This is a genomic window from Serratia odorifera, from assembly GCF_041448735.1.
In the GTDB taxonomy this organism is placed as follows: Bacteria; Pseudomonadota; Gammaproteobacteria; order Enterobacterales; family Enterobacteriaceae; genus Serratia_F; species Serratia_F odorifera.
On record NZ_JBGMUT010000012.1, the window covers coordinates 1 to 16,685 of the forward strand.

Sequence of the window (16,685 nt, forward strand, 5' to 3'; positions counted from 1 at the left end):
TATAACCAATGCCGGCCACATTCCTCGTTAAATAACCAGACTCCGGCAGAATTTATCCGAAGCCTGCAAACAGGCCCGGATCTCTGATTTATCCTGGCACCGATATTGGGAAGGGATCAACAGGCCAGGATCTCTAATTTATCCTGGCACCGATATTGGGAAGGGATCATGAGGAGTCAGATCCTCGTTCACAGTGGACCTAAAGCTCGGTTAGCTCGTCCGCTTTGAGCGAAATATAGTCATTGACTACCGAATCTCTTTCCGGCGAAACGCGCTACTAAATAGCTAGCGCGTGCGCAATGGCACGCTAGTGCTGATATACGTCAGGAGTAAAGCGTGATGTAACTTTTTCTGATGAATTTTCAGAATGTATCATCCAGGCTTACCGATGGCAGTGTTGTTTCGGATCAAAAAGGTGTGAAATATAAACAGCAGTGCTGATGTTTAAATAATTATCAAGTCTGGCATGATGAGAGCGAAACTTAACTTATGCGAGGATCGCAAGTATGCTGAATCTTATCGTTGTCGGAAACCCCAACTACTACACTTTTTTTTCTGAACCCAGCGGCCATGACTCTTTCCCAGTGTCGCGACTCTTCGAATCCACGCCAGAGTCCCTCAGAAGCAGATTGCTTCCCCTGACTGAAAAAACCTATCATTTTCTTCAGGAACTGCCCGTTGTATTTATGTCCGAGCCAGAAATTGAATTCGATGAAGATAATGAAAAAATAGGTTATTTCAGCCACATCCGCTTAGGAAAAATCAGCAAGATAAGTACGTCCGTGTATAACAGAGAAAAAGTTTTAGCGTTTGATTATGAAATTACCAGTGATATCGGCTACAAGCCCTTAACCAGCGATAAAGAGTACGTAAGTGAGCTGGAGTTGGGCAGTTTCGGACTAAACAGAACGTTCTGGGCGGTCAAAGAGATTGCCGTAAATGAGATTCTGCGTGTTTTAGGCCTTGAAGGTTATTCTAATGTTGAGCCCGCAGCAGCGAGTGCGGAAGCACCGGAGAATAATGAAGAACTAGAGATCATTGCGGATATCAATCAGTACTTGCAGGTGATACTCGATCATACACAGGAAAACGATGAAGAGGTATTTTACCGCGGTCACTCGGACATCAGCTACCAACTGGAACCCTCACTGTTCCGCAAGGATACTCAGGGTAACTATCGCTACCGCCATCACGAATCGGACATGATAACAGAGCTGCTGACCGTGCAGCCCGCCGAGTTCAAAGACGATCGGTATATGCTAGATAAACTCGTGCGCATGCAACACTATGGCCTACCCACACGCCTGCTTGATGTATCAACAAACCCCTTGATCGCACTATATTTTGCCGGTTCTAAAATCAAGCACGATGAAAATAATCATGAAATTGACGGGAACGTCATTATTCTGACGACGCCCAAAAGTGAAATTAAGTTTTTCGACTCGGATACCGTAAGTTGCATAGCCAATCTTTCCCGTCTTCCCTCTCGCTTCAAAAGCAGCCTGAAAACTAATCTCACCATTCCGGCGTTTAACGAATCTGAAGAGTGCGGACAACTACTACACCTGATCCGCGATGAAAAGTCCTATTTCAAAAGCATCATCGATCCGGCCCATCTAAGTAAAATTGTTGTGGTCAAAGGTCGGCTCAGTAACGCACGTATTTCGTCCCAATCAGGCGCTTTCCTGCTCTTTGGTGAAAACGTAGACCTACCGGAAACGGGACTCAGTACGCTGAACATCAAAAAGCTTGTTATTAGAAACAAAGAGCATCTGATGCAGCAACTGAGCCGCCTTGGCATTAACGAAAGCACGGTGTACCCCGGTATTGAAAAGGCGGCTACGGAAATTGCAAAACTATACGATGGACGAATCTGATAGCGCTCTAGTCGCACGGCACGGCTGTGTGCCAGCATGGGCCCATAGCCGCTTTAATCGCCGTGCAGAATGCAGTTTTCAGGTAACTTCAGAGAAACAAGTGATCTCATTTCGTTGTATTTATTAGCTGCGGAGTCATTAATGGAAAGAATCAAGAGGAATCCCGAACGATTTGAACCCTTTGAGCTTTTTTCCTCGTTGGGCCAGATCTATAATTACGATATTAAAAACCCCGAGCACCAGGATGACTTTATACAAAAGGTCACCACGTCATTAATCGCTTCCCATCAGAATCCAATTCTGCTGAACGGGAAAAGAATAGAAAACCTATTTAAACACGTTTGCGCCGCACTGAACCACTGCCAGTTTCTTAAACAGGAAGACGCCGGAGACATGATGTCAGCCGATCCCGATCTGGTGGCACCTGACTACCGCATTATACTGAAGGATCGCCGTCAGATCTTTGTGGAAGTAAAAAACTTTAACGCGGATGACGTGACTGACGATTATCGCCTGAAGAAATCGTACAGTGATAAGGTTGAAAATTACGGTGAGCTCCATGGTATTCCAGTTTATTACGCCATCTACATCAGGATGCTGCGCCGGTGGGCGCTGGTTGCACGCTCCTCAATGAAGGAGCTAGAGCGTGAACATACCTTGACGCCGGCCTCGGCGCTCGCAAAAAGTGAGATGTACCTGCTGGGCGACCTATCGATAGCAACAGAGCCCGATCTGGTTTTTGAGCTTATCCCCGACCGGACCAAAGAAGTTTCAGTTAGTCCCGAAGGCATCGCCCATTTTACAATTGGCGGGATTAAAATTTACTGCAATGACAGAGAAGTAACGGATAAATTTGAAATGAACACGGCGTTTCATCTGATGCGCTACGGAGAGTGGCTCTGCCCCGGTTCGGAGGCAATATTCACTGATGGTCAGCTTGAGAGCATCCGATACACATTTTCCCCGGAAGACGACGAAAATTACAAAAGACAGGGTTTCGATTTTATAGGCACGCTGAGTTCGCTGGTCACGTCGGCCTTTAACGAGCAGACTGTGCACGACAGCCAGGTCAGGTCAGTTGACACCCGGCAGAATGTCAGACTTTTCACGGTAACCATCCCTGATGATTACAAAGGGGGAGGCCTGCCTCTGTGGCGTTTCTCAATGCAGCCAAACTATGAATTTACCGATTAAGAGTAATAGTGAGACATTTAATCGGGATAAGTCGCTCGCTAATTCGTTGCGACTTCACCAACTTATAAATGAGAAGACCTAGCCTAATAACCTCACAATCAACTTCATTGCGGATCCCCAAAGATAGACGGGCATAGGCGGCTTTTTATCACCTAAGCGTCAGCGCAACATAAATGATCGGGTCAATGGAATGACCTGTTCCCCGTTGAACAACACAGATGGTTGTTAGCCACTTCCGCACTTGGCATGACTTGTCCCACCGTTTGATACGTTACTATCTTAGTAATGTCCGCTTCTGGCACGAAGCTATCGTAGGTTAGGCCCAAGGACAGCTTTGAGCGAAAAGCGGACCTTAAGAGCAAAAGAACAGCAAGGACCGCCTTTGTTATTAAAACTACCTTATCTACAACTGCTGAGTTACCGAACTACCATTTTCTGCAAAAAATACCGTCGCATCGGCTCCATTTACCAGGGAGATTTGAGGAGGTATATGACCAATATCAACATCATACAGTACGGGCACGGCAACATTTTCAAAAACGGCTTTAAGGGCATCCAGATAATTATGTTTAGTCGGGTCGCTTATGTCGGGTGCAGCACTTCTACCTATAAGAACACCTTTTAAGTTATCAAACCAACCCTGTAATCGTAAGCTAATTAATGCGCGAGTTAATTCACAGGGAGCCATTTCCACATTTTCAAAATAGAGAATTACTCCTTGAGCGCTATTGCTCGCCTTGAATAAAGGTAAATTCCCGAAAGGTGTACCTGCTAATCTCGATATTATTTCGAGGCAACCGCCAATCAGTTTTCCACTAAAGGTGAGAGACGATGTAACACCATCAAGGCGTTTCCACTGTGTTTTTTGGGTCAGATTGAAACCTTCATCTGACGCTGTTCCCCATTGATTTTCATCAGCCTGGAATGCTGTTGAAGAGTGCTGTTTTATTACTGTTCCCCGATTCGATTCCAGAATCTCCCATACAGCCTGAGTGGTGGCATCTAACCTTTGAGCGCCAAGATCCATCAGGTTTGGCCCATGCAGAGTAGCCCAGCCCGAAATCGTTGCCAGTGGAAAATGAAGTGTACTCAGATCTGAAAAACCCACAAACCATTTTGGTTTAGACCGAGCTAATAGTTCAAAATCAATCAAATCAAGCAATTCCATCGCCAGATCACCTCCCCAAGGGGGCATAACAGCTTTTATTTCTGGGTCAGTAAGATAAGTCATTAATTCTTTAGCGCGAGAAATTTTAGTGGAACTTTTATTCTTGTGCTGCGAGCGTAAGCAGCTTCCTTCGCGTACTTGGAAACCTTTTTTCTTTAGGTTTTTGATGGCGAGTTCCAACCTGGGATGCAGGTGTTCAGGTACGCCAGAAGATGGAGCTGTTACACCAATAACATCTCCCGGAACTAGCCTGGGTGGGAAGAGGACGCGCATGTATAAATCCTTTTCAGAACATGTGGAAATCCATAATCCATAAATTAAGCCTGGATGTAAAATCAGCAGGCGAAGACACCGCTTATTCTTCCATGAACCTTAGCAACGTCCGCTTCTGGCACAAAGCGGACCGCCTGAAGCGTTGCGAAGTCTGCTATGAGCGAAAGGTGGACGCCCGCGTAGCGTTAACAGGCGTCCGATATTTTAAAGTGGGCAGATTACTTAACACGCTTCCCCGTTTCGCCAATGACTTTCTCACCATCCTCTTTGTTAAATGCTCCTTTCTGACGTTCCGGAATGATATCCAGAACCAACTCCGAAGGACGGCAAAGTTTAGTTCCCAGTGGCGTCACTACAATCGGACGGTTAATCAGAATCGGATGTTGCAGCATAAAATCGATTAACTGGTCGTCAGTAAATTTATCTTCTGCAAGACCCAGTGCCTCAAACGGTTCGACGTTCTTACGCAACAAAGCACGGACGGAAATGCCCATATCTGCAATGAGTTTGACCAGCTCATCTCGTGAGGGTGGCGTCTCAAGGTAAAGAATAACGGTCGGCTCATTACCGCTGTTGCGGATCATCCCCAGCGTATTACGAGACGTGCCGCAGGCTGGGTTGTGATAAATGGTGATGTTGCTCATATCAGTATCTCATTACAAAGTGAAAGAGAGACGTAGCGCCAGCGCGGCCAGCGTTACAAACAGCACAGGCAGAGTCATGACGATCCCAGTGCGGAAATAGTATCCCCAGGTGATGGTCATGTTCTTCTGTGAAAGGACATGCAGCCAGAGCAGCGTTGCCAGGCTACCAATCGGTGTAATTTTCGGTCCCAGATCGCAGCCAATCACGTTGGCATAAATCATCGCCTCTTTGATAACACCTGTTGCGGTGCTGCCATCAATAGAGAGAGCACCAACCAGCACGGTAGGCATATTGTTCATGATGGAAGACAGGAAAGCCGTCAGGAAGCCGGTACCAAACGTCGCGGCCCAAAGTCCTTTATCTGCCAGCACGTTCAGCACACCGGAGAGGTATTCTGTTAGTCCGGTATTACGCAGACCATAGACCACCAGATACATTCCCAGAGAGAAGATGACGATCTGCCATGGCGCACCGCGAAGCACTTTGCCAGTGTTAATGGCATGGCCTCGCTTCGCCACCGCAAACAGAATGACAGCCCCTACAGCAGCAATCGCGCTGACCGGGATACCCAACGGCTCAAGAACGAAAAAGCCAACCAGAAGAAGGATCAACACTATCCAGCCGGTTCTGAAGGTTGCCAGATCTTTAATCGCTTTTGCCGGTGCTTTCAGGAGTGCCAGGTCGTAAGTCGGCGGAATATCTTTGCGGAAGAACAGATGCAGCATCACCAGCGTGGCGATAATGGCTGCGATATCCACCGGCACCATTACCGACGCATACTCAGTGAAACCCAGCCCAAAGAAGTCTGCAGAAACGATGTTAACCAGGTTGGACACGATAAGCGGCAGACTGGCCGTATCGGCAATAAACCCGGCGGCCATGACAAATGCCAGCGTAGTACCTTTACTGAAACCTAATGCAAGCAGCATGGCGATGACAATTGGAGTCAGAATCAATGCCGCACCATCGTTGGCAAACAGTGCCGCCACCGCAGCCCCGAGCAGGACAATCCAGGTAAAAAGCAAACGACCACGACCATTGCCCCAACGGGAAACGTGCAGCGCCGCCCATTCGAAAAAGCCGGATTCATCGAGCAACAGGCTAATAATTATCACGGCAATAAAGGTCGCCGTCGCATTCCAGACTATATTCCTACCACAGGAATATCACCTATATGTACAACGCCAGAAATCAACGCCAGTACCGCGCCCAGCGTCGCACTCCAGCCGATCCCTAATCCCTTCGGTTGCCAGATAACCAAAACGATGGTCAGGACAAAAATAGCGCCTGCCAGTAACATAAATCCTCCAGACAGGACGGCTTTGCCGCCCTGTATATACAAAAAAAATTAAACGGCCAGCTCTCTGAGTTTCTCGATGCCAGTGGGCTCTGCAGCCATTACCGGTACTAACGCTATGCGGCTTGCATGCTGGTTTTTCACAACCTCGATTTGAGGAAGCTCTTGTAGGGCGCGCTGGCAAAGCAGCGGCGATTGCGTCTGTGCAATCGAAAGGCTGTTATTGATAATCCAGCCCCAAGGATGAATCCCCGCGCGTTCCAGATCGGACTGCAGGTTTGCCGCTTCCAGTACAGGCGTGGTTTCAGGCAGAGTGACCAGCAGGACTTTGGTACGTTCCGGGTCCTGAAGCTGCATCATCGGAGTGGTAAAATAACCTTTATCCCCCATCTTCCTGGCAATCTCACGGTGATAAGCCCCGGTAGCATCAAGCAGTAATAGCGTATGCCCGGTAGGTGCCGTATCCATGACCACAAACCGTTTGCCCGCTTCACGAATTACGCGTGAAAACGCCTGGAACACCGCAATCTCTTCTGTGCAAGGAGAACGTAAATCCTCTTCGAGCAGCCGTTTCCCTGCCTCATCCAGATCCCTGCCTTTCGTCTCAAGAACATGCTGACGATAGCGTTCAGTTTCATCGTGAGGGTTTATGCGGCTGACCTGCAGATTCTTGAGGCCGCCATTGAGCGTTGTACTGAGATGTGCTGCGGGATCAGAGGTGGTGAGATGCACATCAAAACCCTTATCCGCCAGACTGACGGCGATAGCCGCAGCCATTGTGGTTTTACCTACGCCACCTTTGCCCATCAGCATAATCAAACCGTGTTCACTACGGGCGATATCATCAACCATGGCAGACAGAGACATATTTTCTGGCTTGTGCTGCATACTCTGTACAGGAAGCGATACTGATTCGGTATATTCGTTTAGCAGGCCTTTCAGCGCGGAGACACCAACCATGTTCAGCGGCTGTAGGTATAAGCTGTCTGTCGGCAATGCAGATAACCCGGAAGGAAGATTTGCCAGCGCCTCTTGCTCTCGTTGCCATATCGCAGCGGCCAGTGCATCACGTTCTGCTTCGCCTGCAGGCAAGACACCATTAATGACGAGATACTGATTTTTAAGGCCAATGGCTGACAGTTCGTCATGAGTGCGGGCAACTTCCTGCAATGTGGATTTTTGCAATCGCGCGACCAACACAAGGCGAGTTCGTTCAGGATCGGATAATGCCTCAACCGCATGAGCATATTGCTCGCGTTGCTTTTCCAGCCCCGCCATCGGCCCAAGACAGGAAGCACCATCCGGATTACTTTCGATGAAGCTGCTCCAGGCTCCGGGAAGCTGAAGAAGGCGAATAGTGTGGCCCGTTGGGGCAGTATCAAAAATGATGTGATCGAAGCGGATCAGCAGAGAAGCGTCGGTCAGTAAGCCAGTAAACTCGTCGAACGCAGCAATCTCTGTCGTACAAGCTCCTGAAAGCTGTTCACTGATGCTGTTAACAACGTCATCAGGCAAAAGACCTTTAATTGGGTCAACGATTCTGGCGCGGTATTGCTGGGCGGCGTCCTGCGGGTCAATCTCCAGAGCCGAAAGACCAGGCACAGCAGCCACGGGCTGGATAGTGTTACCGATAGTCTGATCGAATACCTGACCGACGTTAGAAGCCGGGTCGGTACTGACAAGCAGAACACGCTTTCCCAGTTCAGCCAGACGTATAGCCGTTGCGCAGGAAATCGAAGTTTTGCCTACACCTCCCTTACCGGTGAAAAACAGGTAAGACGGGATATTCTGTAAGAATTTCATATGTCCTCCTGACATACTCAACAACAGGAAGTTTTACCACCACAGCAACTGGTGGAAGCTAAACCCACCTTTTCCAGCGGTATACCAAACCAGCGAGCCAGTTCAGCGTGTTTCGGGTATCGCCCGGCCATCACCGTTTCACCATCCAGTAACAGCAGCGGAAGCCCTTCAGCTCCAGAAGCTTCAAGGAATGCTTTCGCTTTTTCGTTCTCAACGAAGCTCATCGGCTGTTGCGCCAGGTTGTAACGTTCGATCTGGACCCCACGCCCTTTCAGCCATTGAACATCCGCAGAAAAATCGACCAGAACCTGATCGACATCTGAGCCACATACACCGGTACTGCAGCACATTGCCGGGTCAAACACCGTTAACGTCTTCATTCTGAATACCTAACATTTGAAAAAACATATATGTTAAGGCAAATTTTTTAGATGCAAACAGCCTTACCGCTACATGAGCAGTTTGCCGATGTCAGCTTACGGGCGATGGCCTGTACGTCGTCCTGTTGGCTTAACCAGGCCTGCTCAATCACCTGAGCGGCCCAGGAAGGAATATGCGGGGATAAGCGGTAGTGAACCCACTTGCCCTGTTTGCGATCCAGCAATAGACCACTTTCCCGGAGCATTGCTAGGTGGCGGGAGATCTTGGGCTGCGACTGATCCAGCGCCGTGCAGAGATCGCAGACGCACAGCTCTCCCATCTCTCTGAGCAGCAGTACGATCCCTAGACGGGTTACATCGGAGAGGTTTTTGAAGAGTTGTAGGGAAGTAAACATCTTATTCGCTCCATCATGCCTGCCGTGAGCATACTCCAAATTAGGATTATATAAATTAACACATGCTTTTTATCATATGCATGATATCTAAGTGCCTAGTTTCATGCAACTGTACAGATTTAGTTACGTTACTTAACGAAGCTTTTGAAACCATGTATAAAAAATCAAACTTCTCCCCTAAAAACTGTCGTTTTGTTCATATATGCAAGAAAAAAACCTTTTTACGCTTAATCGTAAACATTACACTATCTGAAACAGGCAACCTTCGGAGCTGAAAGAGATTTTTTCAGCTTTTTTATGAAGTTAGGTTGATCACTATAGTGATATATTGATGATAGGTATAAAAATGGCATTTCAGTTAAGGCATTGTGTTATACACGAACTAGTAAAAGAAAGTGGAAAACAGCGCGTTGAGGCTATTATTAAGCAGATTCTGCCTACAGATGACAAATATGTGCAGGAATTAGTAAAATCTCTGAATGACTTAATTGGAAAAAAAGAAAACCAAGCAGCAAGAGGTACTTTTGACATTGAGGATCCTACTTACAGGGTACCTAATGCTTTCCAAGACTATTACAACGGTAAGGCAGAGCCTGATTCATTTCATACATTTTCAACTGTGTGTATGAACGAGCTTACTCGGCAAGCAAAAGACCCTTCGAGAGTTGCCGCATCCGGTGGAGCAATAGTATTTGCTCATTACACAAGTGGCACCTCAAACTTCATGCTTATTACAATGGTTAAGCAAAAAGAAGCTTTACGGCTAGATGAAAATTTAAAGCCCGTCGGGATCGTTCAAATAGACATGGCCAAGATACACCAGGCTGCAAGGGTAAATTTTGATAGATATTATCAATATGAAACATTACCGGAAGAAGAAAAACCTACGTATCTCGCTTTCGTCAGTCCTAAAATAAATCAAGATGCTTCGGGGTATTTTGTAGCAGCATTAGGATGTTCAGATAGTGTTCCCTCTGCTAAAGCCACTGATGGCGCACTTAATGGGGTTAAACAATACTTCGAAGCGAATAAAGAATTAACTGCGTATAAAAATAAAGCATATGATGCTGTACTCAATTATTTAACATTAAAAGAAGATGGTAAATTAGCATCTCTTACCGAAATCGACCATGCAGTTAGAAGTACAGTTCCTGCAGATAAGTATGAACATATGGATAACTTTATAACCTATCTTAATAGTGAGGAAATTGGACTACCGTTAGAGTTTTCTATTAACAGAGCTGTGCTCGGTAGACGTGCGAAAGTAAAAGCTAAGTCAAATGGGTGGGAGTTAAACTTTGAAAGACGATTTTTTGGTACAGCTCCAGGATCAGTAATCCAGTATAATCGTGCAGATAAAAAACTGACAATATCGAAGCTAGACGAAAATATCATACAAAAATTAGAAGCTGTTCTTAAAGAGAGAGGGTAATTATGTCCGCTCAACAATTTGAAAAATTAGTCAATTTATATCGTGGGCTCGGTAGACCTGCCATGACTGATTCTCAATTTGTTTTCAAGGGAAAACTTAGAGATAACCTTACGCAGCTAAAAGAGCTATGGGATGAACATAATCCAATGCTCTCAGATTTTGAAATATTATTTAGTGATTCAAATGCCGGGACTTATTTCAGTGATATCTTCCCCATCAATATTGATCATGATACAGATGTAACACTGAAGGTTTCTTTACCGGGTGGTGATTTTCAATTTGTAGATTCACTTGATGTCTTTTTATCATTTGATAACAAATTAAACATGGGGTTAGATGTCGAGAATGTATATCTTGTTCAAGAAGATTATATTTTTGGAGAAAAAACTGACAACCTAAAAATTAAAAACACATTAATACTTTCTCATTTTATAAATGAACTCAGCAAATTAGCAAACTATATTGATCGAATTGATGACAATGGCCGCCTTAAGATTGTATTTATTGATACCGGAAGTTCTAAAAAAACACCTCCAATTGTACTTGAGCCAAAGATATCGATAGATAATGCTTCTTACCCTGCCGTAGATTTATCAGTCTTTAATAATATCAATAATCATGAGAATGATAATGCTCATGTTCAAGAAAAACAATCAATGTTTAGAGTTTCAGTAATCGAAGTGCTACGAGAAGTAGATGGGAAGGAAGACAATTTTAATAAATTAATTAAACATTGGGAACTCCTGAAAGAGACATATTACGGTAATTTTGAATGCTATTTGACGAACTTTTCATTTCTGAAACAAAAAAAAGAAGCTGCCGAAAATTACATGTCAGTATCAAGTAAAATATCAAATACTCTATCCTCTATTTCAGGGAAACTTTTCGGCCTTCCCATTTCCATAGGTGTTGCTCTTGCTATATTAAAATCATCAGAAAAATTTGAAAGTATTCTCACATTAATTGGTGTCGCAATCACATCACTGTTAATATTATTTACCATTCAAGATCAGAGGAAGGTCCTTTATTCTATAAGGGCGTCCATAGATGCTTTGTTTAGCCATACAAAATCGGCTAAATCTGGTGAACTGTCAGAACTTATAGCCTCCCATAAAAGAGATCTTTTTTCTCAGGCTGATAAACTTAACTCAGTTATGGTTATCTTTTTAATTTTATCAATCACACCATTCATCCTCTCATTATTAGTTTATTTATCGAAATTTGAACCAGCCATTGTTATTAAATTCGATGAGTATATATCAATATTCATGAAGCAATTACTATCTTAATTTTAAAAAAGCCCACTTAAAAATAAAATTTAGCTAGCTAACAATGGCAATAGCAATAGCAATAGCAATAGCAATAGCAATAGCAATAGCAATAGCAATAGCAATAGCAATAGCAATAGCAATAGCAATGAATATGACAGCATGACATCATTAACTTAACACTATGATTATAAAGAATATTTAACAAAAACCTACATGCAATTGAATACAGAATTGCCCATACCCCATAACTAGTTTCGCAACGCAAATGCATCTTACAAACATAGCCAGTCCGATATTCCAATCAGGTTATTAGGAGAATGCACTGAAGTAGAAACTCCCCTATGTAAAATATCATCTCAACCGGAACTTGAATATGGCGGTCATTGCTTGCTTAGTCTGCTTTGAGCGAGAAGTGGATTAAGTATGGCACAAATACCGATTTATGGGTGTTTATCACAAACGTGATATATAGTTTCCTGTGATTAACTCAATGCCTTGACACACAAAATGGTATCCGTTTGATTCATTGATTCATTGATTCATTGATTCAGGAGGGTTTTAGTGATAAAAAAGTCATATAACCTTTGGGATTTAAGGCTAGTTGTGAAAAAAATCAGTCCTTCCGATGTGAAATATATAAAACTAGGTCCCGGTGGAAAATGGGAAGCCGAATGTATTGATACTGGTATCATAAAATTTGGCTACCACGAGACACCAAATCAACTCTGTATAGATGGTAAATGGGCTGAGGTTCATGAAATATGGAAAATCATCAGGGGAAGTAAAACGGGTACAGCTACTAGTGACCTTAACCAGATAAAAGTGTTTTATACTGCTCAGGAAGATACTGTCTTTATCACCTTCTACGGTGGTTTTCTTTATTGGTGCAGACCAACAGGCGACGTCACTGTTCTTCAGGATGGCAGCAGAATTCGTCAGACTATTGATGGATGGCACAATCGTAGCATCAACGGGACAATTTTCACTATTAGTTCAATAAATGGTGAGTTGAATGCAACCCATGGATTCAGAGGCACTATCTGTAATGTTAAAAAAGCCGAATATGTTATCCGAAAAATTAATGATGAATATTCGCCTGAAATTATTGAGTTTGATCTCGCCGAAACTAGCTATCTGAATTCAATTCGTCAACTTTGTAAGCTATTGACATGGCAAGACTTCGAGTTGCTAGTAGACCTTATATTTTCTCAAAGTGGATGGCGACGAGTCGGTAGTCTGGGCAAAACGCAAAAAACGATTGACCTTGTATTGGAACTACCGACAACTCGCGAAAATGCATTGGTTCAAGTTAAGTCCATAGCAGACAATGCTACGTTGGATGAATATGTAAAAAGATTCCATGAATGTGATGCCTACGACAGAATGTTTTTTGTCTGGCATAGTGGTCCGCTGAATGAAGATCAACAAATTGACGGTGTTACATTAATTGGGCCTGAAAAACTATCAGAGATTATTTTGGAAAGCGGGTTGACCCGTTGGCTTCGAAAAAAAGTATGGTGATAAAAAGTAAGAGTATTTGATATATTGATGACCAATTACGGACAATACTTTAAGATATATAGTTATTTCATGTCGCGAATTTAATGTGTATTGATATCTATAATAATAAACTCCCACTCGGCATTTAAACTTAGTTTAAATATGGTGGGTTGAAGTTGTAAAAATATTTTTTATAGTTAATAATTTCTTATTGATTGCATTATTTCTATTAACTCACTTACGATGATTTCTTTCTCTATTCCTGAGTACTCACCCAATTGAACTGCAAAAGACTTCTCGATAAAGTTAAATTTATCTTCCTCAGATTTTGATAGCATAGTGACATGTGCGTTAGATATTCTGAGTAACATTTCTGATTTCAATGAAATTGCTTCAAGACAGGATTTGTAACTATTCGAATCATGAATTATTAACAAATCCACATCATTAAAATCTCCGGAGCTTTTAAAAAAAGAACCAAAACCATAAATAATCACATTCAAGGGTTACAACCAACCATATTCTTTGAATTTCTCTTTTTCATAATCAGTCATATATTCCCAGAACTGCATTTTATTGATCGCAGCCATAAATCCTCTAATGTCAAAAATCCCCACATTTTTCTTCATGCACTCATATTTTAAATCCAGACTATATCCGCACCAGTTAGAACTTATTATAACTGCATCTAACTCCCCATAATTCTGACAAGACTCTACGTACTCTGCAGTGCTAAATGAATAACACTCGCAGATAAAAACTTTTAACATCTTACCATTAGTTAATTGGATGTTGTAAAGCCCTTTTTTTATCTCATGACAAGATGTAACTTTACTATGTTCATGCATTCTCTGCTCAAAGAAATTGTAGTTTCCATAGTAACTTAGCCATGGGAATTTATCATTATGAGCTGACATATTACTCTCCTAAAATTAAGGTTTCAAAGTCTAATGGAAATCTTTGTATGGCGTTATAAGGTATTTCATCATTAACCCATCTTTCATAGCTTTCAGCATGTTGAATAAATTTACTTACTAATCTTTGCTCGTTCCGAGAAAACAACTCTCTATTCCCCTGGAGAATTTTAACAATTTCTCTATTATTAGGAACGATTATTGAGAGGCGTTCAGATGTCCATACGGCATAAATTTGCTCACTGTTAGGATTCTTTTTAGCATTATCCGATAAAGGCCCATATTGTTCCCAACTTTGATGATTTTCAGCTAAGTATGTAGAAATTTGGTCTTTCAGTTTATCAGCAGACTCAAATTTAATAATAGCTAATCGGTTAGAAATCGACACCTCATGTTCTCTTTTCATTTCATGGAGAATTTCAACGCTAAATCTATCAACGTTTTCAACTTTATCAATTAATGTATGATGGGTTGGACAGAGTAAAATAAGATTCTCGTAACTATCTCGTTCAGAAGCAGGCTGTTCAATGTCATAGCGATTGGAACCTGGTCTATTCCCTTTTATATGTGCCATCTCCCCAATAGTATATGGGGCACCTTCAGCAGCCTCCGCTACTGAAAGTTTTTCATTGCAACCGCTAAAAGAACATATACCAGCAGCATTAGACCATAAAATCTTTATCGCTTTTTCTGAAATTGCCATGCGTATGCCTACTTGTCAAAAATTTTGCGCAATTTTTTTTTATTTTTTGTAATAAATAATATGTAATTCCAACGACAATAACATACTATTGAATTACATAAAATGATGTGGAACTAAAAACAACACATACTAAACCCCAATGACGCCAAACTGATTTAGTTATTTTAAAATAGCAATAAATCAGTAAAGTAGCTAGTGCCTAAGCATGGAGAAAAACATCAAATCTAAAATCTTTGAGATGGATCAAAAAAAACAACACTCAGTAAAAAGTGACAATAACATTCTTTTTATTTATAATGTACCAATATTCCCCTATAAAAAAATTACGAATCTAATTCTATTAAAATTGCTAAATTACTTTGCAATCAGAATGTCTGTTTTTGGTGCAAAACTAACTATCAAGAAAAGAGGTATCTAAGATACTCCGAATGAAAATAGCCTCCTAGAGATCTAGATGTCTTTTAGCTATTTTATATGTTTCGAGAATATTCCTTTTTAGTGTCTCCCCTTTTTGCAACTCAGCCATATAGTTTGCATACCACTGCATCATCTCCCTCCGCCCATCCAGATACAACGCATGGTTGTACGTCCCACGAATCGCATTCTTATCAACGTGAGCCAACTGGGTTTCAATCCACGCCGTATTGAACCCTTCTTCATGCAAAATCGTACTCATTGTGTGGCGGAAGCCATGCCCTGTTACCTTCCCCGTATAACCAATCCGCTTAAATACCTGATTAATACTCGCTTCGCTCATCGTTTTGCGGGGATCATTCCTGCCAGGAAACACCAGAGGATATTGCCCTGACATCACTTTAAGTTGCTGTACGATTTCCAGCGCTTGGGTAGACAGGGGCACAAGGTGGGGCCGTTTCATCTTCATACGCTCAGCAGGGATTTCCCACACCGCTTTCTCAAGATCAAACTCGCTCCAGAAAGCACCTCGAAGCTCACCGGTGCGAACTCCCGTAAGGATCAGCAAACGTGCGGCAAGAACAACCAGCGGGCTGCCTGTATAGCCAGATAGAGCTTTAAAGAAGTCTGGTAACTCCTCAACGGTAAGGAAGGGATAATGCTTCGATTCATGCCCTGACATCGCGCTGGTAAGATCCGCTGCAGGATTGTATTCCGCACGACCGGTAACTATGGCGTAACGAAAGACTTCACTGCAGCGCTGGCGAACCTTCTTGGCCTTCTCTGTCGCGCCACGGCTTTCCATTCGACGCAGCACATTAAGCAGAATCAACGGTTTAATTTCATTCACCGGCTGTTGGCCAATATAGGGGAAAATATCTTTATTGAAGGCTTCGATAATGTCAGAGGCATAGCCTTCTGACCACCGGCTCACCTTCGTTCCGTGCCATTCAAGCGCCACAGCCTGAAACGTATTATTGAGCTGCACATCCCGAACCAGCTTTTCTTCTTTCTTGGCAAACGATGGATCGATACCTTCGGCCAGCTTTTTTTTGGCTTCATCACGTAGTGCCCTCGCTTGTGCAAGGGACACTGCCGGATAGACACCAAAAGCCATACGCTTCTCTTTTCCATTGAAGCGATATTTCATCCGCCAGTATCGAGAACCAGAAGGAACAACTTCGAGATACAAGCCTGCACCATCAGCTAGCTTGTAGGCTTTCTCTCTGGGTTTAGCAGCATCTACCTGTCGTGCGTTAAGCTTCATTGGGGGCATCTCCCTGGACCGAACACAGAATGCCCCCACTTATGCCCCCAACTGCGACTTGATTTCGGTTGAGTCCAGTTGATAACAGGAGATAAGATACTGGCCAGAAACCGCAGTATACGGGCTTTTAGTTGATTTCGGTAGACTTGGGA

General features: G+C 43.3%; 13 protein-coding genes and 1 pseudogene. 5 read left to right on the plus strand and 9 right to left on the minus strand.

What is annotated here, in order from left to right; genetic code table 11:
* Window positions 1–506: 506 nt before the first annotated feature.
* Both ACCC84_RS20430 and ACCC84_RS20435 read left to right on the plus strand, forming a co-directional pair.
* Window positions 507–1,877: an FRG domain-containing protein gene (locus tag ACCC84_RS20430; RefSeq protein ID WP_273868792.1), complete on the plus strand. Its 1,371-nt coding sequence runs from the start codon at window positions 507–509 to the stop codon at window positions 1,875–1,877.
* A 141-nt stretch (window positions 1,878–2,018) separates the two neighbouring features.
* Entirely contained in the window at window positions 2,019–3,071 is a 1,053-nt protein-coding gene (locus tag ACCC84_RS20435; protein WP_259118642.1) for a hypothetical protein, read from the plus strand.
* Between the two features lie 403 nt (window positions 3,072–3,474).
* Here ACCC84_RS20435 and ACCC84_RS20440 read toward each other — a convergent pair whose 3' ends face one another.
* From ACCC84_RS20440 to arsR, 6 genes and pseudogenes are all read right to left on the minus strand, one after another.
* Window positions 3,475–4,512 carry a S66 family peptidase gene (locus ACCC84_RS20440; protein WP_371902217.1) on the minus strand — a complete coding sequence of 346 codons (1,038 nt, stop codon included), beginning with the start codon at window positions 4,510–4,512 and terminating at the stop codon, window positions 3,475–3,477.
* Between the two features lie 218 nt (window positions 4,513–4,730).
* On the minus strand, window positions 4,731–5,156 hold the full coding sequence (gene arsC, locus ACCC84_RS20445; protein ID WP_273868780.1) for a glutaredoxin-dependent arsenate reductase: 426 nt from the start codon (window positions 5,154–5,156) through the stop codon (window positions 4,731–4,733).
* 12 nt (window positions 5,157–5,168) lie between these two features.
* Window positions 5,169–6,457 (minus strand): annotated as a pseudogene (arsB, locus tag ACCC84_RS20450) (arsenite efflux transporter membrane subunit ArsB).
* Window positions 6,458–6,505: 48 nt separating this feature from the next.
* Window positions 6,506–8,257 (minus strand): arsenite efflux transporter ATPase subunit ArsA, encoded by a 1,752-nt coding sequence (gene arsA, locus ACCC84_RS20455; RefSeq protein ID WP_273868778.1) that lies wholly within the window; start codon window positions 8,255–8,257, stop codon window positions 6,506–6,508.
* Between the two features lie 17 nt (window positions 8,258–8,274).
* Entirely contained in the window at window positions 8,275–8,637 is a 363-nt protein-coding gene (gene arsD, locus ACCC84_RS20460; RefSeq protein ID WP_273868776.1) for an arsenite efflux transporter metallochaperone ArsD, read from the minus strand.
* A gap of 47 nt (window positions 8,638–8,684) precedes the next feature.
* Window positions 8,685–9,032: an As(III)-sensing metalloregulatory transcriptional repressor ArsR gene (gene arsR, locus ACCC84_RS20465; RefSeq protein ID WP_273868775.1), complete on the minus strand. Its 348-nt coding sequence runs from the start codon at window positions 9,030–9,032 to the stop codon at window positions 8,685–8,687.
* Window positions 9,033–9,378: 346 nt separating this feature from the next.
* Between arsR and ACCC84_RS20470 the strand changes: the two genes are divergently transcribed.
* From ACCC84_RS20470 to ACCC84_RS20480, 3 genes are all read left to right on the plus strand, one after another.
* Entirely contained in the window at window positions 9,379–10,464 is a 1,086-nt protein-coding gene (locus ACCC84_RS20470) for a nucleoid-associated protein (RefSeq protein WP_273868773.1), read from the plus strand.
* Between the two features lie 2 nt (window positions 10,465–10,466).
* Window positions 10,467–11,753 (plus strand): hypothetical protein, encoded by a 1,287-nt coding sequence (locus tag ACCC84_RS20475; protein WP_273868772.1) that lies wholly within the window; start codon window positions 10,467–10,469, stop codon window positions 11,751–11,753.
* Window positions 11,754–12,338: 585 nt separating this feature from the next.
* Entirely contained in the window at window positions 12,339–13,256 is a 918-nt protein-coding gene (locus tag ACCC84_RS20480) for a restriction endonuclease (RefSeq protein ID WP_060571148.1), read from the plus strand.
* 485 nt (window positions 13,257–13,741) lie between these two features.
* On the opposite strand, the gene ACCC84_RS20485 is transcribed toward ACCC84_RS20480, so the two are convergent.
* The 3 genes from ACCC84_RS20485 to ACCC84_RS20495 all read right to left on the minus strand — a co-directional run bounded on the left by ACCC84_RS20485 (window position 13,742) and on the right by ACCC84_RS20495 (window position 16,533).
* Window positions 13,742–14,152 (minus strand): hypothetical protein, encoded by a 411-nt coding sequence (locus tag ACCC84_RS20485; RefSeq protein ID WP_004129411.1) that lies wholly within the window; start codon window positions 14,150–14,152, stop codon window positions 13,742–13,744.
* A 1-nt stretch (window position 14,153) separates the two neighbouring features.
* Window positions 14,154–14,852, minus strand: a complete 699-nt coding sequence (locus ACCC84_RS20490) for an HNH endonuclease signature motif containing protein (protein WP_060571112.1) — start codon at window positions 14,850–14,852, stop codon at window positions 14,154–14,156.
* Window positions 14,853–15,294: 442 nt separating this feature from the next.
* Window positions 15,295–16,533, minus strand: coding sequence for a tyrosine-type recombinase/integrase (locus ACCC84_RS20495; RefSeq protein WP_371902218.1), 1,239 nt, complete (start codon window positions 16,531–16,533; stop codon window positions 15,295–15,297).
* Window positions 16,534–16,685 lie beyond the last annotated feature (152 nt).